The sequence below is a fragment of the Leptospira mayottensis 200901116 genome (assembly GCF_000306675.2).
GTDB classification, from domain to species: Bacteria; Spirochaetota; Leptospiria; order Leptospirales; family Leptospiraceae; genus Leptospira; species Leptospira mayottensis.
Genome location: NZ_CP024871.1, coordinates 2,415,001 through 2,436,429, shown reverse-complemented (window position 1 = coordinate 2,436,429; position 21,429 = coordinate 2,415,001). Strand labels below are relative to the sequence as shown.

Sequence of the window (21,429 nt, the reverse complement as noted above, 5' to 3'; positions counted from 1 at the left end):
AAAAAGAAATTTATTCGGCATTACTTTTGAAATAAATATAAAATATCGCATTCCATTTTACTAAAGAACATTTCGGATATATCTTCTATTTTGATTTTTTGAATCTTTTTTAGTTCGAAGTTTTCCTCTTCTATCGTTCCGTCGTACCAGTGCAGCAAAAGTCCGAATTCTTTCGATATTTGTAACCAATCGTTAATAAATTGATACCAGAAGACTCCTTCGGATAGATTGTGATTCTTATAAGAATCAAATTTTACGGAATTCTTGATTTGATAGGCGTTTCTTTCTTTAATCCAGCGGTTGATTTTGGATTGGGACCAGCCTTTTCTTTTGAGTTTATCCATGTCGGATTTGTGATCTTTTTTCTTGTTACCGTTCAAACTTCCTAATTCGGTTCCACAATCGCAGATCTTTAAAGTTGGTCGGAAATATCTATGGCGGTTCGGGATCTGTTTTAAAATCCAAGAATTTAGAATTTCATTAAATTTTAAATGATAACGATCCAGCGTTTTATTTGCTTTTTCAATATCGACTTGGTCGGGAAATGTGGACGTGATGTAATAACACATTTTGAAATCTCGCGTTAGTCTGCCCCGTTACGTTTAAAGAAAAATTGAAGCATTTTTCGTACCTGCGCTGGTGCGACTCCGTTCCCAAAAAATTCCCCGTCCACCCAAATTTCAAAGTGAAGATGCGCGTTATCTGCGATCCCTTTTGCTTCTTCCATAAGACCTGAGTTGCCGATTGTTCCGATCACTTCCCCTCGTTTTACCTTGTTTCCTACTTTTAGATTTTTTCGAATGGAAGAAAGGTGATTGAAACTAGACATTACGCCGTGTCCGTGATCGATCCAAACCTGTCTTCCTCCGAAATCCTTTTCGACGTAAGTAACCGTTCCTTTTTGGGATTGGGAGGTATGGTATTCGTAATCGGAAAGGGTCATGGGAGAATATAAGTGATCCGCGCGAACTATAATGCCGTCCGCCGGAGAAACCGCTTCATCTTGAAAATTTAGATTTCGGGTTTGACCGGATAGTTCTCGTTTTTTGTATATATCAATTCCTTTATGGACTCCGTTGCGATAGGCACGGGGAGCGTTCGGAAGTTGAAAGTCTAAGCCCGGAATCAACCCATCGGGAACGGGAAAGGTATAACCGCGAAGTCTGGGTTCGATTCCATTTAATAGTTTTTGATTTAGGAAAAGTTTTAGATCACTGATCACTACGCCGTGATCCGTTGTATTCGGAAAATAAATTCTCAGTACTGACGCGTCTAGATTTTCAAGTTTGTGGAAATTATGCAGTTGTACTTCTTGATTTACGAATATGGTTCTCCAATCGTCTCGGATTAGGACCTGAACTTCGTATTTTTTTGCCGCTCTTTCTTTTCTAAAAATGGGGACGGTGATTTCCAGACCATTGATGAGTCTTTTGGCTCCGAAATCGATTATGATCCATTCCGAACCGGAGCGATTGGAGGAGTACCAATGAGTGTTCGAATCGGAATCGAAGAGGTTAAATCCGCCGTATTCAGACGAAAAAGAGGAAGATACCGAATAACTGAATGGCGTCGTAGTCCATCTACCAAAATCGATAAAGTCCGTTTCGGAACCGAGATTTCCGTATGAGATCGGAGTTCCGATTACGGAAGTGAAAGCGAAAAAGATCAAAAATCTAAATTTTATAATCGAATTTTTTAATTTAGAAATATGGAATGTATTATACATGGAAGGGCTTGCCTGGCTCCGATTTGATTCCATTTGCTTTTTCGATTTCCCAGGAATCTAAGAACATTTCTGATTTTTGAGTTAGATCTGGTCGGAGAGCGATCGGTGAACCTTTTGAATCCGCATATAAAGACCTTCTACCGAAAAATCTTCCGCTTATTTCTTCCGGCCAAGGTTTTTTTTCTCCATTTCCCTTCATCTTCCAAGCGGTAAGAACGTTTTCACAAACCGTTTTTAGTTCTTCCGGATTTGCGGAAATTCCGTGGTCCGGCCCGTCCAGACTCCGATTCAGTGTGAAATGTTTTTCGATCATACAAGCTCCCAAGGAAACTGCGGTCGAGGCGGCGATACTTCCGACGGTATGATCCGAAAAGCCTATCGGAAACGGATAAAGGTTTTTGAATGTTTCCACTACTTTGAGGTTTGCTTTTTCAGGAGGTGTCGGATAAAGAGAAACACAGTGTAAAAGACAGAGTTTATCCGTTCCTTCTTTTTCTAATAATGAGATTGCCCGATTCACTTCGAAGAAATCCGCGGCGCCTGAAGAGAGAATTACCGGAAGTTTCGATTTTGCAGTTTCTAAAAGAAGAATTTTGTTGGTTACGTCTCCGCTTGCGATTTTGATTGCCGGAACTTTGAGGCTTAAAAGAAGGCGCAAAGAACTAACGCAAAGAGGGGTGGAAAAAAAGACCAAACCCTCGTCTTCCGCGGCTTTTTGAAATTTCCTATGCATCGTTTCCGATAATTCATATTTTTTGAATATATCCACGAGGATTTTCGCGTCTGGATTGTGAATGTCTACAAACTCTTCTGTAACGTAGGATTGGAATTTTACGACTTGTGCTCCGGCCTTTTTTGCAGCGGCAATCGTTTTTTTTCCGACTTCTTCGTCGTTATTGTGATTCAACCCGATTTCCGCGACGACGATCGGGGGGGACTCGGTGCTTACGTCTAGTCCGGATGTGATTGAAAATTTTTTTAGAAAGGTCATGTTTTACTTCGTATTTTTTATTCTTTGGGTGGATATATAAGATTTCGGTTCATTAACTCGTAACTTAAGTTCCAAAATGATTTCGCTTTCCGATGATATGTCTCGCATTTCACCGGGTCGTTCTTACATTCTTCCGTTTCTCCGATTCTTGGAACGATCGAGAAGGAGGAATTGCGAACCTTGTCCGTAAAACTGTAAAAGATCCAATTATTTTCGATCCAACCGAAAAGATTTCCGAAAGCGAAATAGGCGACTCCGCCGGAAATTTGTTTGTCCAAAAGATTTCTTCCCATCGCTGAGAATCGAACTTTTTTACCGACGATTCCAAGGATGGTCGGAATGACGTCGAGTTGAGAGGAAATTCTTGGATCGATTCGGGGCGGGATTCTTCCCGGAGAATAGATGAGAAAGGGAACGTTTCTATCTTCGAAATAATCCAGATTCCTATGATGCGTATGGTCTCCTACAAAGATAAAAACTGTATCTTTGAAGTAGGGAGCCTTTTTTGCTTTATTCAAAAAGGAATGGATCGACTTATCCGCATAACGATATACGTTGAAATACTCAGCTTCCTCAAGTAAGGAAGAAAACACCTCGTCTTCTTGGGAGGGAACCTGATAGGGATAATGAGTGGTTAAGGTCAAAGTGAGCGCTAAAAATGGAGGCTCTTGTTTTATTAGAATTTCGTGTAATTCGTTTAACAAATCTCCGTCGTAGTAACCCCAAGGACCGGGTTTGTATTTCTGAAGTGTATCAAAGTATTCCTGACCGAGAATCGTATCAAAACCCCAGTGATTGAACAAGAAGAGCATGTTGTCGAAGTTTACATCCCCGCCGTGAACAAAAAGGGTATTGTATCCGATCGATTTCAAAACCGTTCCTAAACCTCCGAAGCGGCTCAAAACTTGCGGCGTTCTGACTGCGGTCAAACCGGGACCGTCCGGAATTCCGGTTAACGTGGATAAAAGTCCATTGGTGGTCCTTCCTCCGCTTGCAAAAAAGGAAGAAAAGTAGGTTCCTTTTCGAATTAGGTCCTCAAAATGAGGTGCGATTCGTTTTCCTTCGGGAAGAATTTGCCCGTTCGTATATGCGTATTTTCCGGTCCAACTTTCCAAAAGAATCAAGACGATGTTAGGTGGTTTGCTTGGGTTCGTTTCTTCGGTTTCCCGAAGCAAGGGGTATTCTTCAGAAACGAACTTTGCTCCCGGATATTCGATTTCTTTTCGAACGGAATTAACTGCGTCTGGATAAGATAACTTCAAATTGTTAGGAATCGATTGATTCTTGATATCCATAATAGAAGTAAAAATTCCATTTAAAACAAGTTGGTTTACGATATGAGTCTCCGAGATTATAGCGTCGCTGGGTCTGAGAGGCCTGGATTGAATTCCGCCGCGAGCGAGCAAGAATAGAACGGGAGGAAGGAACAGTAGTTGAAGGAGTTCGGATCTTTTTTGCGTCGAATGGAAAGTATATGGTTTTTTTTGAATGTATTTGTAGATTGTAAAAGGTAATAACGTTACGATAGCGAAACAAGATACGATTGCTAAAATCGTATGCCCTGCAAAGAACGATTTGAAGATAATCCAAAACTCCGAACCTAAAAAAACAAAACCTTCGTAACCGAGATGTTTGTTAGTTTCGACGAAATAAAGAGTATCTCCGATTAAAAACGCCGATGTGTAAAAGAACAAAAAGATAGGAAGGAGTCCCCAAAGGAGCGTATAGATATTAAAACGATTCAAAGGATAAATGGCCGAAAGAATCCAAGATGGCCCAAGAAGGATCGCGCAGACACAAACGTCGAAACGAATACCGACTAAAAACGCAAGTAAGATTTCAGAAACGGAAACAGATGCAAGCTTGGAAGAGAATACGATGCACCAACAGAGTCGATATAGGAAAAATAGGATCAAAAATCCGATTGTAAAGCCCGAGAAAATTTTGAGGTTAGAGGGAATTCTTTTTAACATTTGAAGTTTGGAACGATGATTAGGAAAATAGACTCCAAATTTGAAAGACCGAAAAAGAGGCCGAATATGCTAAAATTGTCATATACGTAAAAAGAAACGAAGGCCAGAAGACGGAGTTCGTTTCCTTTTTGACCACGGCGATAGTGGACATACACTGACAGGCGAACGCGAAAAACAAAAGTAAACTGACCGAATTCTTAAGACCCCATACTGCTTTCCCATTTTTGTCCTTATCGTTTCGAATCGCCTCTTTGAGATCATCGTTAGATTCTTCTCCTCCGACTCCATAGATGATGGAAAGAGTTGAAACCATGATCTCCCTTGCGGCAAAAGAAGTGATGATTCCGATTCCCATTTTCCAATCGAATCCAATCGGTTTTAGAATCGGTTCCATGAACTTTCCGGCGGAGCCCGCATAGGATTCTCTGATTTGGATTTTTTTGAGTTCAGCGTCACCTGCATTCGGATAAAGGGAAGAATCGATTCTCGGATAGTTCGCCAAAAACCAAAGTAGGATTGAAATAAACAGGATGATTTGTCCCGCCGTGGATAAGAACGCTTTCAATTTTTTGAATACTGTGAGCGCCAGGCTTTTGATTGAAGGAGTGTTATAAGCCGGAAGTTCCATTAAAAAATAGGAGGAATCTGATTTGAAAAACGTTTTTTTGAAAACGAGGGCTGCGAGCATGGATGAGATCATTCCCAAGAGAAAAAGTCCAAGCATCGTAAGGGCTTGGATATTAAAAATTCCCCAGAGATTTCCGGTGGGAAAGATTGCCCCGATGACCAAGATATATACCGGATAACGTGCAGAACAAGTGATCAATGGAGCTACAAGGATCGTAGTAATTCGATCCGATTTATTTTCGATCGTTCTGGTTCCCATGATAGCAGGAACCGCGCAAGCTGCGGAGGACAACAATGGGATAAATGATTTACCCGAAAGACCGAACTTTCCCATAAACCGATCCATTACGAAAGAAGCCCTTGCGATATAACCGGTTTCTTCCAGAATTCCGATAAATAAAAACAAAAGACTGATTTGAGGAATAAACACAAGAACCGCTCCGACTCCTCCAATGATTCCTTCTTGAATCAAAGAGCGAAGCGGACCTTCGTCTAAAAATCTTCCGACAAGACTTCCGACATTTTGAACCGCTGACTCGATCCAATTCATTGGGATTTCCGACCAGGTAAAAAGTGTCTGAAAGATCAAAGCCATGATTCCTAAAAACGAAATCACTCCCCAAAAAGGATGGAGAAGAATTTTATCCACTTTGGAAAGAATCCTTTCACTGGAAATTGGATTACCGATGATCGCGTTTCCTAAGATTTTTTTGATATAGATAGACTTTTGAGTCAGTTCTTCGAGGTAAGTGAAACGTTTTCCAAAACGATTAAATTCTTCCCGAATGAATTTTCTGGAGTTTTCGGGAAAAAGAGAAATACCAGGCAGACCTTTTTGTAAGACTTCTCCGGAAAGTTCCTTGAAAGAATTAATCAGAACAAACTTTAAAGAATTTGAATGTTCGGAAGGGAAGGATTTTAAAAGTCCGTTCAAAAATTTTTCCCTTTCGGGGTCCCATGAAAAGGATCGAATCGGAAGTCGAAACGAGTCAGTGGAAAAGATCAGATCTTTGAGTTCTTGGATCCCATCTCCGTTTTTGGGATTTACGTATTGAAATAAGATTCCAAATTCTCTTGAGAGAGAATCCAATTCCAGACGTATCCTTTTCTTTTCCAGAACGTCTTTCATCGTAACCGCGACTAAGACGGGAATATTTAATTCCAAAACTTGAAGTAAAAACTGAAGACTCCTTTCCGCAAGAGAAGCATCCATTACGAAAAGGATTTTGTCTCCTTCTTGATGGTTGATTAGAACTCTGCTCGTGATTTGTTTATCTTCGGAGTTTCCACCTAGACTGAATGCTCCCGGAAGATCCAAAACTTTTAGAGACTGTTCTCCGTGACGACTTAAAAAACCTTCCGCTTTTTCTACCGTGACACCGTGATAGTTTCCGGTTTTTTGTCTTAGTCCTGTCAAACGATTGAATAAGGTCGATTTGCCGCAATTTGGATTTCCGGCCATGAGAATTCGGGACGTTTTTGGATTAAGAACCATTTTAGAGTGGTCCATAAATATCTCCTATCTGAATCAACTTGGCTTCTGTTTCTCGGATCGCGATCTCTACTTCTCCTGCACGGAGAACGATCTTTTTTTGGGAAGAATACTTTTCAAGAACGAGCACTTTTGTTCCCGGAAGAAGTCCGATATCTAAGATATTTTGGAATAGTTCCTCTTTTCCGGGCTGAAAAACCAAGGAGACGATAGAGGCTTCCTGCCCCTTTTCCAATTCGCTTAACAAATGAGTCATATTAGGAATTTATCCCTATCCCGGATTAGATCAATCTCAGGCGCCATTGTTTTTACGTACCGATCGAAATAAAGAATCTGTTTGATAAGAAGCCCGAATTCTTTTGGAATTTTTAAACCGTTCCTGAGGGAGATTTCACGAAACTCGAAAAGAATTGTGTTTAATTTCTTATCGTCCAGGGATTCTAAATCCCCCATTTGGACTTTCATCACCATTTCGGTCATCCTGGAAAAGACAACTTCCAAATCCTGTGCGAGCTTTTTTTCATTCACACCTTTGGCGGTAGAGTCCATTTGGATCAGACCTTTTGCAATTTTTTCGGTTTGATTGAGGCTTAAGCCCTCCAGGAAAATCATCAGACCGTCCCAGACTCGGGGAGAGATCCTTCCAACGATACCGAAGTCGATAAATCCCACTGTGCCGTCTCGAAGAATCATTAAATTTCCTGCATGTACGTCCGCGTGGAAGAAGCCGTTTCTAGAGAGAGTAGAAAACCAAATTTCCAAGGCATCCGTCAGAGTTTTTTGTGGATCGGAGGAATATTTTCGGATTGAATCTTCATCGGTGATCGGAGCCCCGTAGAAACGTTCCATGGTAAGGATTTTCTTTGTGGATAATTCTCTATAGACCTTGGGAACTCTGGCTCTCGTTTCTCCCATAAAAAGAAGCTCTTTTTCGAACTCTTCGATGTTGTTTGCTTCCTTATAAAAATCAATTTCTTCTAATATGGATGTTTGGAACTGTTCGACCATATCGGAAATTCCCGATTTGTTTAGTCCAGGCGCAAATCTTTCGAAGAGGACGGACGCAAAATAAATGAGATTTAAATCGGCGGATAACGTGGATTCTATATCCGGTCTTTGTACTTTGATAACTACATCTAATCCATCTTTGGTAATTGCGGAGTGTACTTGAGCGATGGAGGCGGAAGCGATCGGAATCGGTTCCACGCTGTGAAAATGATCGGTAAGTTTTCCACCTAATTCCTTTTGGATGATCTTTTCCACCGTGGTAAAGGGAACGGGCCGAATTCCATCCAAACACTTCTGCATTTCCGTAACAAATTCTTCTGGAAAAAGAGAAGGGACAGAAGCGATCAATTGACCTAGCTTGATGTATGTGGCACCTAACTCTTCAAACGCTTCTCGAAGGCGAATTGGAAATGTGTTTCCACCTAATGCGAGATCTTTTAAGAGAAGGAGCGTTTTAGAGGAAAATACAAAACTGCTGTTTAGGATTCGGGAGGCACCGCCGAAACCCATTTTCAGGGAATCAAAAAAATCGGCCATAAACACAAAGATTTTCGACTTCAATTCAAAAGACAACTACAGAAAAGGAGCCGGAAAAAACCGGCGAATTCTTTTAATTGCCTGCGAGTCGAAACTGCTTTTTTGTTTACGAACGAACTTAAATTCTGATTATGGCTACATAAAATACTCCGTCCGGTGTATCTCCTTCTATGAGTAGTGATTCAGTATTATTTCAGGAACTCGATAAACTGGAACAGAATGATCTGAAGAAGGTTGCAACTTTATGGAATCTTTCCAAACTTCCTTATAAAGAAAAAAATAAGAACGTAGTATATCTCTACGAAATTTTTCAGGACGATTTTTATCTAAAAGGAGTTCTTGAAAAACTCACTCAACTTCAGGTTACCATCTATACAAGTATTCTTAAAAATAAGAATGTGCTGACTCTCGGGGAAATTTCGAGGAAAGTAAACATCCCTCCGATTAACGTCGAGATGGAACTTAATCTTCTTCGAAAATATCAACTCGTATACCAGAGAAAAAACCGCGAACGTCTCACGAATAATTTAGATAAATATCATGCGTTTGAGGAAATTGCAGATTTGGTTCCTCTCGAACAAAATCTCAAAGGGGATAAATACAAGATCTCCTTGGAAAAATATCTCGATCGTAAAAAAACGACTGAAATTTCCGAAGAATGGAAGGCTGCCGTTAAGGCTCCGAAACAACTCGATGGAATGAAGAAGTTTTATTCGATCGCTTCTTCCGAGGAAGGAATCGATCTGAACCTTCAATCTCTTGCCGATTTGGAAAGAGATACACTTGTTCGAATCTATCTGAGCGGCGGTGTTTCGGAGGCGGAGGACATCCGTAGTTATGTGGTGACCAGCCGTGGAAAATACGAACAAATCATTCCTGCGTTGATCTCAAAAGGACTTGTCGTGGATGTTTGTTTCGTGGACGAAAAATTTGTTCGTGTATTCGTTATCCCCGATGAAATTTTAAAATACGTACAGACGCATCCAATTCTTCCTTCCGTAAAAAAAGGGACTAAACAGAGGACGGAAAAACTTGCGACGAACGATCTTGATTTTTTTCTCAATACAAAAAAATTAATTTCTTACATTAGCCGTAAGGGATTGGTTCTCGCGAAATCCGGAAAAGTAAAACAAGCCGATCACAAAAGGACAGAGCAGGAATTGCTCAATCCGGATATAGGAATTTTTCCAGAGAAGAGTCAGATCTATCAGATGGAACTCATATTGCCTGTGTTGAAACTTTTGAATTTAGTGGATATCAAAGGTGAAAACATCGTCCTCAAAGAAGACATAGAAGAATTTAACAGAAAAGATATTTTTGAAATCATGAAACTTGTAGTGCACGAGGTGAATGAGGCTCGTATGAAACGGGTTGTGCCTGCTGAAGTTTTTACCGCGACTGAAATGCCTTTTTATGATAAGCCGATTTTGGACAAATGCGTGAGTCTCATAATCAAGGCGAAACGGATTCATCTATCGGTGATTTTTTCCAATATCATTCGGGAACATATGATCCTTTCACCCGGATTTAGGACGAAAAACTTTCAGTCCGACCTTGCGGAACTTCGTAAGGAAATCATGAGCGTAATTTTCTATCTGCATTTGTTCGGACTTTTGGAAATTGAATATCCGAATCGTTTTCTCACTCTTTCTAAATTGGGAGAATATTTTTTTCAAACCGGAGAACTTTCTCATAAAACGGAGAAGGGTGGAATTACGATCAACCCGGACTTTACGATTATTGCGTTCCCGGATCGGGTTTCGATTTACGGACTTCATCTTCTTAAGGCTTTTACTGAACTTAGGGATTACGATCGTGTTTATACGTTCGTTCTGACCAAAGAAGCGTTTCAATTGGGAATACTTCTTGGATACAAACCAGTCGAATTTATCGATTTCTTAAAAAGTTCCAGTAAGGCGGATCTTGCGCAAAATCTTCTCTTTTTATTGGAAGATTGGGGAGGAAATCTTCCGGTAGTCGACATTACAGAGGATTGTGTTCTGGTTCGAACGAAAGATCAGAATACGATGGAGTTATTGCTCGGACAGATTAAAGGCAAAAAGATCATTTTAGATGAAATCGGCCCTACAGCCGTTTTGGTCGATAAAAACCGAGTGCAAGACGTGATTACGGTTTCCGAAAAACTGAATCTGATCGTAAACCTGACTCGTTGAAGCGCATTTTTTATATTTGTTTTTGATTTATAAGATTTTTCTTTTGAAAGGAAAATATCATATTTTCTTTAAAAACTATCGAAATGTTTTTCTCTCAAATAAATGAGGTGAGATTAAAATTCGTAGTTTTTAAAGAAAGAACGGATCGTATTCGATATGAGAGATAACGCCGAGCCTTTTAGGACTGAGAATTATTCTTCCACTTTGATTTTGGTTTTGAATTCCCATTTGCGGTAGGGTGCGATCGCCTGGAGCCTCTCGTCTGTTACGAAAAAGAGGGCGTCTCCATACTTAACTAGTCCCCCTTTGTAATGTGCATATTTGGTCTTGTGATCGATAAGGCCTATCTCCCGAACCTTACTCCAATCATCACAGGTTTTGAGAGTGGGGACTTTTCTAAGATGCAACTCTTTGATCTTGTTGTCTTTAACGGAGTCCCTGAGTATTTTTTCCCATTCCATAAACGCAGAGTAAAAGAAAGGGGGGAAAAATCAAGGGTTTTTGTAAAAGCTCCGCATGACGATTGAAAATAGAGAGCGGACGAATTTAAGATTACAGTCATAGACAAAAAGCGGGATAGTTCTACTAACGGAAGGATATCGATTTTTCGAATCAGTTATGAATAACGATTCACAATTTTGCTTCCGCCAAAGATTACGAAGAAAGAGTATCTGTTTTTCGTTTTTTTATGGAATCAAAGTTTAAAAAATTCTACTTCGTGTTTTAGCTCTTCGGCTAATTTCGCTAAGTTGATGGAATTGGAACTCAGTTCCTCCGAGGAAGTCGCGGAAGATTGATTGAGTTCGTTTATAGTAGTGATCCTTTTAGAAATCTCTTCGATTGCAATTTTTTGTTCGCAAACTGCCGCTTGAATTGCGTCCGCTCTGCTTTTGACTTCTTTGGCGGTGAGATTCATCTGATCGTTTTTGGAAAGTTGATCTTCCATAAACTGATTTACCACCTTCATTTGGTGATTGATTTCAGAAATCCCTTGGATGATTCCGGAGATAACTTTTACCGTATCGGTGATGTTTTGAATTCCGATTCCTATTTCCGTTTCGTTGTTCTGAATGATATGTTCGATATTTTTGATGCTGTCCGTCGTTTTATCCGCTAGTTTCGAAATTTCATCAGCGACGACCGCAAAACCTCTTCCGGCGCTTCCGGCTCTGGCGGCTTCGATTGCCGTGTTCAATGAGAGAAGATGAATTTGTTCTGAGATGTTGTTGATGATTTCTATAACTCCTGCGATATCTTCCGAACTACGGCTAATTTTGATGATAGAATGATTGGTTAGCTCTAGAGATTTTTCTCCTTTTTGCGCATTTCCCGTGATCCTTTCCATTTCGGACATTGTCTTTTCCAAATTTCTAAAAGTTGCATGAATGGAATGTGAGAATTGACTCATATCCAAAGCGAATTGATCCAGTAGATTGACTTGTTCCTCCGTCTGGGTCTCCATTCCATCCATACCGGCGGAGATCTCTTCGATCGAAGCGGAAATTTCTTCCGAAGAAGAAGCCTGGTTTTGTGCGTTATCGGAAATGGAGTGATGAGCTTTTGACATCTCGTCGGAGGAACTTGCAAGGTTTTCAGATGAGTTTGCGATCTTATTCAAAACCTTTCTCACATTTTTGTTAAACGAATTGATTGAAATTGCCATCTCTCCGATTTCATCCATCGAAAAAACCTTAAGTCCGTTGGTAAGATTCCCGTTCGCCATAGCTTCCAAGGCATTCTTACTTTCTTCCAAAGGACGGATTCTCTTTTTAAGAATAGAATAGATCAAAACTCCTATTAGAAAAAGACCAGCAAGGGAAATACCGACCATTGCGTAAACGCAGACGATCGCTTCACCGGTGATTTCTTCGCATTCGACCGAAGTAAATGTAAGAAAATCGTATTTCGGACTTTTATAAAGAATCGTATATTTGTATTTCCCATTAAAAAGATAACGAAGCGGAACCTTGTTCTTATAATTTTTCATTTGAGGATAGAAAGAAAAACTTTTCAAACTTTTCAGATTCAAAGAAGGGTTAATGTGATTGATTATCACTTCGTTTGGACTTATAAGTCCTGAATAACCCGATTTTCCGATCTGAATAGAACCGATTAGTTTACTCGTAAGGTCTGCGATTCTAAGAGAATAAGCGATGTAGACATTTTCGTTTTGCGGAATCGTTTCCAAAATTAAAAGTATGGGCGTTCCGGAAATGGGGGAAGAGATCGGTTCGCTTAGGAATATTCTTTTTCTTGAAATCGTCTCTATGATAATATCTTTCGAAGGAAGTTTAAAATCTTTGAGAATGGATTCGCGGTCTTTGGAGAGTATTCCTGTACCTATGAAAACCTTCCAGGATTGATTTTCCTGTTTGATAAGCGAAATGGATTCGTATTTTGGGGAGTGATCTAAAAGTGTTTCTAAAAATTTCTGAATTTCGTCCGTTTTGCGATTTTTGATCAGAGAAAGGAATAAAGAATTTTTTTTCAATTTTTGTGCATCGGATTGAACTTCCTCGAAGATCGATTCCGTAAAAATATTCAGTGTTTCATTCATGTTTTCCATCTGATTGAAATAGGATTTTTGAATTGCCAAATGGTTAAACTTGAATACGAGACAGGAAATCGTAATCGCAAGAATACACATGATAAAGATAAAGGTTATTGTAAGGGAGCCTGTAAGGCGAATCTTTACCAGAGATGATACATCTATGTTTTTGAATATACCCTTTTCTATCAGATTGGAAGTCAATTTTTCCGTGACTAAAAACGTGTACACTCCTACAAGAAGAGACATGAGGAGAGTGATCGCATACAGATTATAGTAATCAGTCGCATCTAAGACCACAAAACGACCAAGAATAGTGATAACGACAGAGGCCGCGATTAAAATTCGAAGACCAATATCAACTGAATGAAAAAAAGGAAGACGGAATATAGATTTCTGCGCCTTTAAGATGATTTCTTTATCTGCGATACCTTTTTCGGCGATAAAGAGATACTTTTGAATGGGCCGAAGCCTACGCATGTCCGAAAAAATGGCAAATATAAGAATAAAAACTGAAGTTATTAAAGTGGCGTAGATTGCAATTTCAAGTTGATCGGAATCCATCTCCAGAAACATTTTATAAAATAAAATCGCCGTACCTATCGTAAGAGTAAAACCTACGACTTCGGTTATCAAAATGAAATTAAGAATGAATTTACGAATCGAATTTGTAATGTTGTCATCCATATTTTTGTTCCGATACCTTAGTTATGCGTTATTCGAGCTTAATTGATTTCCTATGTAAATTAAGCTATTAACGATTATTAACACAAGGAGAAAGTAAAAAGAGAAATATAAAATGACGTTAGCTCGCATTGAAAGTTGCATTCCTTTAGGAATGAGAAAAATAGAACATACTGGGAAGTTTAATTAATGCGTTAGTTTCGATAGAATTAATTATATTAAAGCCATTTAAGTTGTAGAAGTACTTTCAAAAAGTATAATGAACGTTTTGCGTTTAAAATTTGATTTACTAATATAAAGAAAGAGATCGGGGTGTGGAATTGAAAACCTTTGTAATCCTTGTTTTAATTGCAACTTTGTCCGAATGTCGATCTGTTGGAAAATCCTTGAAGAGGATTAAAATTTTATCAGCAAGTCGTGATAGGTACAAACTTCTCCAACATCCAGGACGATTTGTGTAGGTTCCTGAATGTTGAATTTCGGAAATCATGTGGTTTTACGAAGAAAAAACAAAAATTGAATTAAGAAAAAAAGAGTGTTATAGGGTGAGGGATCTTTCCTCCTGAAAATGTTATTCGCCCCGAATGTTTTCGAGTTTGTGTTTGATTTCTTCGTTCAGAGGTTGTTTTTTTTGAAAATCTTCGAGTAATCGAATCGCTTCGGTAGGTTTATCGATTTCGACATAGAGATCTGAAAGTTCGAGAAGAGGTCTAGGATCCATCGGAAATTTCTTATGTAGATCGAGGTAAATTTCCTCGGCTTTGTCTCTTTTACCGATGAGTTTGAGAGAAGAAGCTTTTCCAAGAAGCGCAAAATAATCCTCTCCTTCGGCCAGAATTTTATTAAAGCATTCCAGTGCTTTGTCAAATTCTCCCATTCCTCTTAGGCTGTCTGCATAACGATTGATGATGAGTTTGTTATCCGGGTCGAATTCGAGAATTCTTTCCCAATACTGATTGGCTTTGTGAAAATCCTTTTTTCCTCGATAACTTTCTGCAAGACCGTATAACGCAAAAAAATTTCTTCTGTCGAGTTCCGCGGCTCTATGATAATATTGAATCGCTTCGTCGTAATCTTTGATCTTACGGTAGGAATTTCCGATTTCGGTAAGAATTTTAATGTTGTCGGGTTGAATCAAAAGCAGTTTTTCCCACCAATGGATCGCGTCCTTGTATTTTTGACACGCGAAGTAGAGATGACCCAGGCCCACGATCACATATTGATCTTTCGGGTTGATTTGTAGAGCCTGCATATAATAAATTTCTGATTCTTTAAAGTTTTTCAGTTTTCGGTGAGCGTCAGCTACCCGGCTAAGAATCGAAGCGTCCGTGATTGTAATATGTCTATAGTCTTCCGCTACCTCGATCACTCTGGAAAGAAGATTCATTTCCCGGTAGCAATTCATCAATCCCATCAAGGAGAATTTATTGGAAGGATCTTCTTGAATACATTTATGATAATATTCGATCGCACTTTTGTAAACTTTCTTCTTAAAGAACAAGTCGCCCATGCCCACCAGTCCATAAGTATTGTGTGGGTCTTTTTCTAGAAGTTCTTTCAACTTCGCTTCTGCTTTCGCGAGTTGGTTAGAATCTAAAAGTTTGTATGCTTCCTTCGCGAGGTTTTTGATGATTGCGAATTGTTTATCCTCTTCTTTTTCAACGTTAGGATTTTCCATTTGATTCTCTCTTTTTAAGATTTATGCTATTCCAAATTTAGAATTCGCATTATTATTTTTGACGCACAAGATTCGTTGAATATTCTTTTGAAGTTCAAATATTCTGTAAAGAAAATAAGAATAGATGACTGTAGTCTCAAAATAAAAAGTAATTTGAGCTAGAAATTAGTCCCTTTTCTCTACTAAATTTTGGAAAAAAATTTCTGTTTATGTTTTTAATAAAGGGGTTCAATTAAATGACAACCATGGTTTTGTTATAGATAGATACGAGTTGAAATAAGTATGTCTTAAGATAAAAAGAGTCGTGTAGGACCGAATTAGTTCATTCGTTTTTTGAAATTCTAAACCTTTTCAGAACGTCTTTTCTAGTGGAAGAACCGAAGATTTTAAGATTACGGGTTCCTCTTGACAGTAGCCTTTTCGGAATCTTTATGGACGTTAAAAGGAGGAAGCATGTCCGCAGAATCAGGAAGAATAACGGGTGCCAGGTTGATGGTAGAACTTCTGGAAGGATACGGTGTGGATGTCGTTTTCGGATATCCTGGCGGGGCTATACTTCCTTTTTACGACGAGATTTATAAAAGTAAAAAAATCAAACATATCCTTGTAAGACACGAACAAGGTGCGGTTCATATGGCGGAAGGATATGCGAGAGCTACTGGAAAACTTGGAGTGTGTATTGCAACATCAGGGCCCGGGGCGACGAACTTAGTCACCGGACTTGCTGATGCGAAGATGGATTCGGTTCCTATTCTAGCGATTACGGGACAAGTTGCGACAAATGCGATCGGTACAGATGCTTTTCAAGAAGCTGATATTTTTGGAATTACAATTCCCATCACAAAGTACAATGCACTCATAAAGTCTGCGGATGATATTGCAAGGCACTTTGAGGAAGCCACTTTGATTGCGTTAGGTGGTCGTCCGGGGCCGGTTCTGCTGGATTTTCCGAAGGACGTTCAGACTGAATTGACTGAAGTAAAAAAGGCGACTCGGCTAAAGATAGCCCCTCATCATTATAAAAAACCGGAAGTTCGTGGGAATTTGGAAAAATTTGCGGAAGCAATCAATCGATCCCAAAAGCCTCTTCTTTATGTGGGAGGAGGGGCGATCAATGCGGTCGCTTACAAGGAAATTTATGAACTTGCCACCAAGGCACAAATTCCGGTTACCACAACTTTGATGGGTCTCGGTTCTTTTCCGGGAACACATCCTTTAAGCATGGGAATGCTCGGAATGCATGGGACCGTTGCTGCGAACAAAGCGGTATTAGAATGTGATTATATACTCAATCTGGGCGCAAGATTTGACGACCGTGTGGCAAAAATCGGGGAGTTTGCGGAAAATGCGATCAGAGCGCATATAGATATTGATATGGCCGAATTTAATAAACGAGTTCAAGTGGATCATTTGTTGCACGGGGATTTGAAAGATGCATTGAGAGCTGTCATACCTTACGTAAAAAAACAGGATCGTACTTCTTGGATTCAATATCTCCAAGGTTTAAAAAAGGATCATCCATTGGATTTCGATAACTCTGGAAATGCGATAAAACCTCAGGACTTCCTGGAACGTCTTTATAAAAAAACTCAAGGCAAAGCGATTGTTTCCACGGATGTAGGGCAACATCAAATGTGGACCGCTCAATATTATCTTTTGAACGAGCCGAACAATTGGCTTACTTCCGGAGGCCTCGGAACCATGGGATACGGGCTCCCTGCAGCGATCGGAGCAAAGTTTGGAAGACCCGATAAGATGACGATCTGCGTATCTGGTGATGGGTCGATTCAGATGAACATTCAAGAACTTGCAACTATTGCCGCCAACAAATTGGGAGTGAAAATTCTAGTGTTCAATAATAACTTTCTTGGAATGGTTCGCCAATGGCAGGAGCTATTTTACGAAGAGAGATTTTCCCAATCCGAATGGAATTTTAACCCGGACTTTATAAAACTCGCGGAGGCTTATTCGATTCCTGCAATGAAAATTTCAGATAAATCGGAAATAGACCAGGCAATTGAATTCTTTACAAAAGACGACGGGGCCGCATTTTTAGAAGTAGTCATACCGGCGGAGGAAAAAGTATTTCCGATGATTCCTGCCGGAAAATCTCAAAAAGAAATGATCGAGTTTAAGGATTTGGCCGGACTGAAAAAAGTATGAAACACATTCTAAAAATTTTGGTAAACAACCATCCGGGAGTTATGAGCCATGTTTCCGGTTTATTTACTCGCAGAAGTTATAATATAGATTCGATTGCGGTGGGTGTCACGGTAAATCCCGAAATTTCAAGCATGGTGATTGTGGTAAGAGGGGACGAATCCACGGTAGAACAGGTAAAAAAACAACTTTTAAAACTTCCGGACGTTTTAGAAGTGGAGGATCTTGCCTATCATGATTGTGTAAGCAGAGAATTGGTTCTTCTTGTAGTAAAATTGACGGAGACGACAAGAACGGAAATTCTTTCCGTATGCGAAGTGTTTGAGGCGAAAATCGCAGATTTAACACACGCTTCTCTGACGATAGAATATTCAGGGAACTCCCGTAAAGTAAATGCCATTGTGGAAATTATGTCCAAATACGGAGTTGAAGAAATCGTTCGCACAGGGCAAATCGCGATTCGATACAGAAGTATCGGATCTTAAGTGAAAGCCTGTCTAAATTTCGTTTTAGGGCCCCAAAATTTGGAAAATTGTAAAGTCCTATTAGATTCCTAAGTTCATGTTAAAATTTTAAACTGCTTTCAAAGATACTGATTGTTTCCAGGGTCTTTTTCGATTGGAATCAAAAAGAATACAGAATGAATTCGAATGACAAACGACCCTGCGATCCGATTTTCGGATCAGTTTCTGAATAATCTTATAACGTGCGTTTGTAATCGTTCTAAATTCGGTCTGAACCAAAATCGAATCCGGAAAATGAATCTGATCTCTGTAGTCATTTTCTGACCAAAGAACGATCGGTTCGATATGAGTTAGGTCGGAACTTGGAGAATTCAATTCGACTTCTTTCAAAGCCTTTTTTCTTGCTTCGTTCAAGAAGGATTGGGCATTTTCTATATTTACCTTTCCATCATCGTCACAATGGTGGCTTGCAATGGAAATTTCAAAATGGTGTATTTTCGTATTAGCTATCATTTGTATTTTCCCTTATGTCTAACTGCTTAGAATAAAAAGAAGAGTGCCGCAAATTTGCTTCTAAAATTGTTCAAATTATTTTTTTAGAACAATTTTTATCGAATGCAGATTGTTTGAATACAAAACAGTAGGACTTTCATTTTTTATACTGTTTTGATTAGGGATGTGATATATATTAGAAATTGTATACAATTATTTTTTAATATTGATTCGATATGGCAATGAATTTAAATATGAGCCAAGTTGTATTTAATATTGTCATATTTTGTAAAATAAAGAAATAATGTTGTATGAGGGGGTTTTTATGTGGGTTTTTATCGAAAAGAGTCTAAAATTTCTCCCCTGTTTTAGGTTATTTTGGTAGAAATTTTTAAATTGTTGCGGTAATTGCTTGGCTGAAAAGTGAACTTGAAATGGACTTCCAAGCCATTTGGGAACAAAATTAGGGAATTTTAAATAATTTGAATAGGAAATGGAAAATCAGGGAACCTCTTGCCCTGTTGATTTTTAGAACATTCACCGAAAACGATTTATAAATCAGAGGAAATTTTGTGACTTATAAAGAGGCGAGTTCTAAAATTTTAGAATCTAAAAATAAAACAGCTTCCGGTTTCCATTGAAAGATTCCGTTTGAAAATTCGCAAAGTCTGGATTCTTCCATTCGTTTTAATTGTAGGTTTAGAATTTGACTTTTTTCGGGAATCAGCTCGTAAAAACTTTCCATAGAGATCGGTTGAAATAAGCGAAACAAAGAAAGAACTAGTTCTGTATAAAGGTCTGGTTTTGTGTATTCTTTAGAAAGATTTTTTGTTTTATACGTTTCCACATTTCTCGGATTGGAATATCTTCCTACAGGAAGAAAACCGTGGGCTCCTGGGCCAATTCCCAAATAATATTCCATCGTCCAGTATTTAAGATTGTGTCCGGACGAAAATCCCGGTTTGGAATAATTACTGACTTCGTATTGGAATAATTCGTACTGAGAAAGGAGGTTCGGTAGAAGTTTCAAGACCTCTTCCTGAATTTCTTCTTCGGGTCCTGGAGTAATTTTATCCATTACCTTTCTGGAATACGGAGTTCCTTTTTCCACGGTGAGAGCGTAAAGACTGATATGTTTTCCTCCTGACTTCAAAACCTGAAGAACGTCTTTTAAGATTTCCTCAATTGATTGTCCTGGAATTCCATAGATTAGGTCGGCAGAGAAATTGGAAATTTCGGAATTTTTGACCGTTTCCAAAATGTTTTCGTATCTGTTCGGATCGTAGTATCTACCTAAAAATTGAAGTCTTTCCGGATGAAAGCTTTGGATGCCCACGGAGATTCGGTTAATTCCGGCTTGTGCGATCGATTTTAAAAAATCGGAAGTGATATCCTCGGGATTGCACTCCATAGTAATTTCTGAATATTCTGAAATCTTGATGTTCTTTTTTAAAAATTCGATGAGATCCGCGATTTGAGTTATGTCCGCTCGGGAAGGTGTTCCGCCTCCGAAAAAGATTGTATCGAATTCTAAATTGGAAACAGTAGGATTTTCGGAAATTCTTTGTCTTATTTCTTCCTTATATCTTTGGAAAAGGGTATTTTCGTCCGGGATCGGATTTTTTTCGTTTCCCAGGGAATAAAAATCACAATATTCACATTTTTGAATGCAATAGGGATAATGGACATAGATTCCCGGAAAACCCGTCTTTACAACAGGATTTCTGGAATCAATTTTCATGGCTGTTGGGAGATGGTCTTTTCGTTGGAGCTTTTTAAGATCAAATCTACAACTGGAATTGGGGACGTTCTTTCCAAAACGGAATACAAAAGTGCTTTTTTTGATTCCAACGTCGGAGAAAAAGAAAATAAAATTTTCAGATTTGGCAACGTATTCAATTTTAAGAATGGAGTTCCGTAGTGAAGATCCACGATTTCCGTTTTCGGATAACGTTTTGCCAGCCCGGCCGCTAAGTCCAATTCTAATTGGCTGAATGTAGTTACTACGATCCTTTTGAACTTATTGTTTTTGACCAGACTCGAAATTTTTCCGGGGTTTGCGTTTTGAATATTTTTTTCTGCGAGTAAGGTTTCGAATTCTTTTCCTCGAACGGCGAAGATCGTTTCTTCCGTTTTTACGGTAATCGGATTGAAAGAAGACGGAAATGCAACGATAGAAGCTTTGGATACTTCCAAATTTAGAGTTGGTGAAAAAATTTCTAAAAAGTTTTTTTCTCTTTCCGCAATCTGATCTTGAAAGAAAGCGATTTCTTTTTGCTCCAACTCCGAAAGTTTTTCTTTCGATTCGGATTTTTTAGAAGAGAATTCGTAGACAATTCCGTGTTTGAGTTTTAAAAGAATTTGTCTGTATACAGCTTCTTTTAGAAGATCTCTTTCTCCTTTTTGAAAGATTCCTTTTTTGTATGCAGTCAATACCTGATTCTTCATATTGAGGGTCGTTTTTCCCCAGCTCGTCATCAGAAGAATATCCGCTCCCGCCAGTATTGCAAGTACTCCTGGGTCGCGGTCCTTGTAGTGTACATCAATCGCATTCATTTCCATCGCATCCGTGATGATAACACCTTTGAATCCCATTTTTTCTCTTAAGATTCCAGTGAGAATTTTTGAGGAGAGGGTCGCTGGAAAATCTGGATCTAACTTAGGATATACGATATGCGCGCTCATCACGACTTCGGCGCCTTGTCGTATGGATTCCTGGAATGGAATGAGTTCCATCTTTTCCAATTCTTCCAAGGTTTTGTCGATCTTGGGTAGGCCTAGATGACTATCTACATTTGTATCTCCGTGTCCGGGAAAGTGTTTGATTGTAGGGATGGCTCCTCCGATTCTTGCGCCCTTTTCGTATCCGATTCCT

The 21,429-nt window shown here is 39.2% G+C and carries 16 protein-coding genes (1 of these 16 only partly in view); 3 read left to right on the top strand and 13 right to left on the bottom strand.

Annotation, left to right across the window (positions count from 1 at the left end):
* Positions 1 to 20: 20 nt before the first annotated feature.
* From LEP1GSC190_RS11020 to LEP1GSC190_RS10990, 7 genes are read right to left on the bottom strand one after another with little or no spacing between them, the layout of a single operon-like run.
* On the bottom strand, positions 21 to 569 hold the full coding sequence (locus tag LEP1GSC190_RS11020) for a hypothetical protein (RefSeq protein ID WP_002747918.1): 549 nt from the start codon (positions 567 to 569) through the stop codon (positions 21 to 23).
* 14 nt (positions 570 to 583) lie between these two features.
* The gene (locus LEP1GSC190_RS11015; RefSeq protein WP_002747833.1) at positions 584 to 1,726 is read right to left on the bottom strand and encodes a M23 family metallopeptidase; all 1,143 of its coding nucleotides are present in this window, start codon (positions 1,724 to 1,726) and stop codon (positions 584 to 586) included.
* Positions 1,719 to 2,717: an N-acetylneuraminate synthase family protein gene (locus tag LEP1GSC190_RS11010; protein WP_002747788.1), complete on the bottom strand. Its 999-nt coding sequence runs from the start codon at positions 2,715 to 2,717 to the stop codon at positions 1,719 to 1,721. The genes LEP1GSC190_RS11015 and LEP1GSC190_RS11010 overlap by 8 nt, the downstream gene beginning before the upstream one ends.
* A gap of 17 nt (positions 2,718 to 2,734) precedes the next feature.
* On the bottom strand, positions 2,735 to 4,690 hold the full coding sequence (locus tag LEP1GSC190_RS11005; protein WP_002747726.1) for an LTA synthase family protein: 1,956 nt from the start codon (positions 4,688 to 4,690) through the stop codon (positions 2,735 to 2,737).
* A gap of 19 nt (positions 4,691 to 4,709) precedes the next feature.
* Complete coding sequence (gene feoB / locus LEP1GSC190_RS11000; protein ID WP_002747941.1) at positions 4,710 to 6,827, bottom strand: ferrous iron transport protein B; 2,118 nt, start codon at positions 6,825 to 6,827, stop codon at positions 4,710 to 4,712.
* Positions 6,814 to 7,065 carry a FeoA family protein gene (locus LEP1GSC190_RS10995; protein ID WP_002748037.1) on the bottom strand — a complete coding sequence of 84 codons (252 nt, stop codon included), beginning with the start codon at positions 7,063 to 7,065 and terminating at the stop codon, positions 6,814 to 6,816. The genes feoB and LEP1GSC190_RS10995 overlap by 14 nt, the downstream gene beginning before the upstream one ends.
* A complete protein-coding gene (locus LEP1GSC190_RS10990; RefSeq protein ID WP_002748018.1) occupies positions 7,062 to 8,354 on the bottom strand; it encodes an ABC1 kinase family protein in 1,293 nt (430 codons plus the stop codon). The genes LEP1GSC190_RS10995 and LEP1GSC190_RS10990 overlap by 4 nt, the downstream gene beginning before the upstream one ends.
* Positions 8,355 to 8,524: 170 nt before the next feature.
* Here LEP1GSC190_RS10990 and LEP1GSC190_RS10985 point away from each other — a divergent pair, with 170 nt between their 5' ends.
* Positions 8,525 to 10,528: a hypothetical protein gene (locus LEP1GSC190_RS10985; RefSeq protein ID WP_002747939.1), complete on the top strand. Its 2,004-nt coding sequence runs from the start codon at positions 8,525 to 8,527 to the stop codon at positions 10,526 to 10,528.
* A 191-nt stretch (positions 10,529 to 10,719) separates the two neighbouring features.
* On the opposite strand, the gene LEP1GSC190_RS10980 is transcribed toward LEP1GSC190_RS10985, so the two are convergent.
* The 3 genes from LEP1GSC190_RS10980 to LEP1GSC190_RS10970 all read right to left on the bottom strand — a co-directional run bounded on the left by LEP1GSC190_RS10980 (position 10,720) and on the right by LEP1GSC190_RS10970 (position 15,438).
* On the bottom strand, positions 10,720 to 10,989 hold the full coding sequence (locus LEP1GSC190_RS10980) for a hypothetical protein (protein ID WP_002626512.1): 270 nt from the start codon (positions 10,987 to 10,989) through the stop codon (positions 10,720 to 10,722).
* A gap of 233 nt (positions 10,990 to 11,222) precedes the next feature.
* Positions 11,223 to 13,763, bottom strand: a complete 2,541-nt coding sequence (locus tag LEP1GSC190_RS10975) for a methyl-accepting chemotaxis protein (RefSeq protein ID WP_002747862.1) — start codon at positions 13,761 to 13,763, stop codon at positions 11,223 to 11,225.
* 568 nt (positions 13,764 to 14,331) lie between these two features.
* Positions 14,332 to 15,438, bottom strand: coding sequence for a tetratricopeptide repeat protein (locus LEP1GSC190_RS10970; protein ID WP_002747782.1), 1,107 nt, complete (start codon positions 15,436 to 15,438; stop codon positions 14,332 to 14,334).
* A gap of 453 nt (positions 15,439 to 15,891) precedes the next feature.
* Here LEP1GSC190_RS10970 and ilvB point away from each other — a divergent pair, with 453 nt between their 5' ends.
* Positions 15,892 to 17,601, top strand: coding sequence for a biosynthetic-type acetolactate synthase large subunit (ilvB, locus tag LEP1GSC190_RS10960; protein WP_002748053.1), 1,710 nt, complete (start codon positions 15,892 to 15,894; stop codon positions 17,599 to 17,601).
* Positions 17,598 to 18,083 carry an acetolactate synthase small subunit gene (ilvN, locus tag LEP1GSC190_RS10955; protein WP_002747945.1) on the top strand — a complete coding sequence of 162 codons (486 nt, stop codon included), beginning with the start codon at positions 17,598 to 17,600 and terminating at the stop codon, positions 18,081 to 18,083. The genes ilvB and ilvN overlap by 4 nt, the downstream gene beginning before the upstream one ends.
* Before the next feature lie 87 nt (positions 18,084 to 18,170).
* Here ilvN and LEP1GSC190_RS10950 read toward each other — a convergent pair whose 3' ends face one another.
* The 3 genes from LEP1GSC190_RS10950 to LEP1GSC190_RS10940 form a co-directional block, all read right to left on the bottom strand.
* On the bottom strand, positions 18,171 to 18,575 hold the full coding sequence (locus LEP1GSC190_RS10950; protein ID WP_004282453.1) for an acyl-CoA thioesterase: 405 nt from the start codon (positions 18,573 to 18,575) through the stop codon (positions 18,171 to 18,173).
* A gap of 556 nt (positions 18,576 to 19,131) precedes the next feature.
* Positions 19,132 to 20,295, bottom strand: a complete 1,164-nt coding sequence (gene hemW / locus LEP1GSC190_RS10945) for a radical SAM family heme chaperone HemW (protein WP_002747894.1) — start codon at positions 20,293 to 20,295, stop codon at positions 19,132 to 19,134.
* A protein-coding gene (locus LEP1GSC190_RS10940) for a glycoside hydrolase family 3 protein (RefSeq protein ID WP_051066337.1) crosses the window boundary here: on the bottom strand, positions 20,292 to 21,429 show its 3' portion. It continues 605 nt past the right edge of the window; only the last 1,138 of its 1,743 coding nucleotides appear in the window; the start codon falls outside the window, past its right edge — the gene reads right to left on this strand; the stop codon is at positions 20,292 to 20,294. The genes hemW and LEP1GSC190_RS10940 overlap by 4 nt, the downstream gene beginning before the upstream one ends.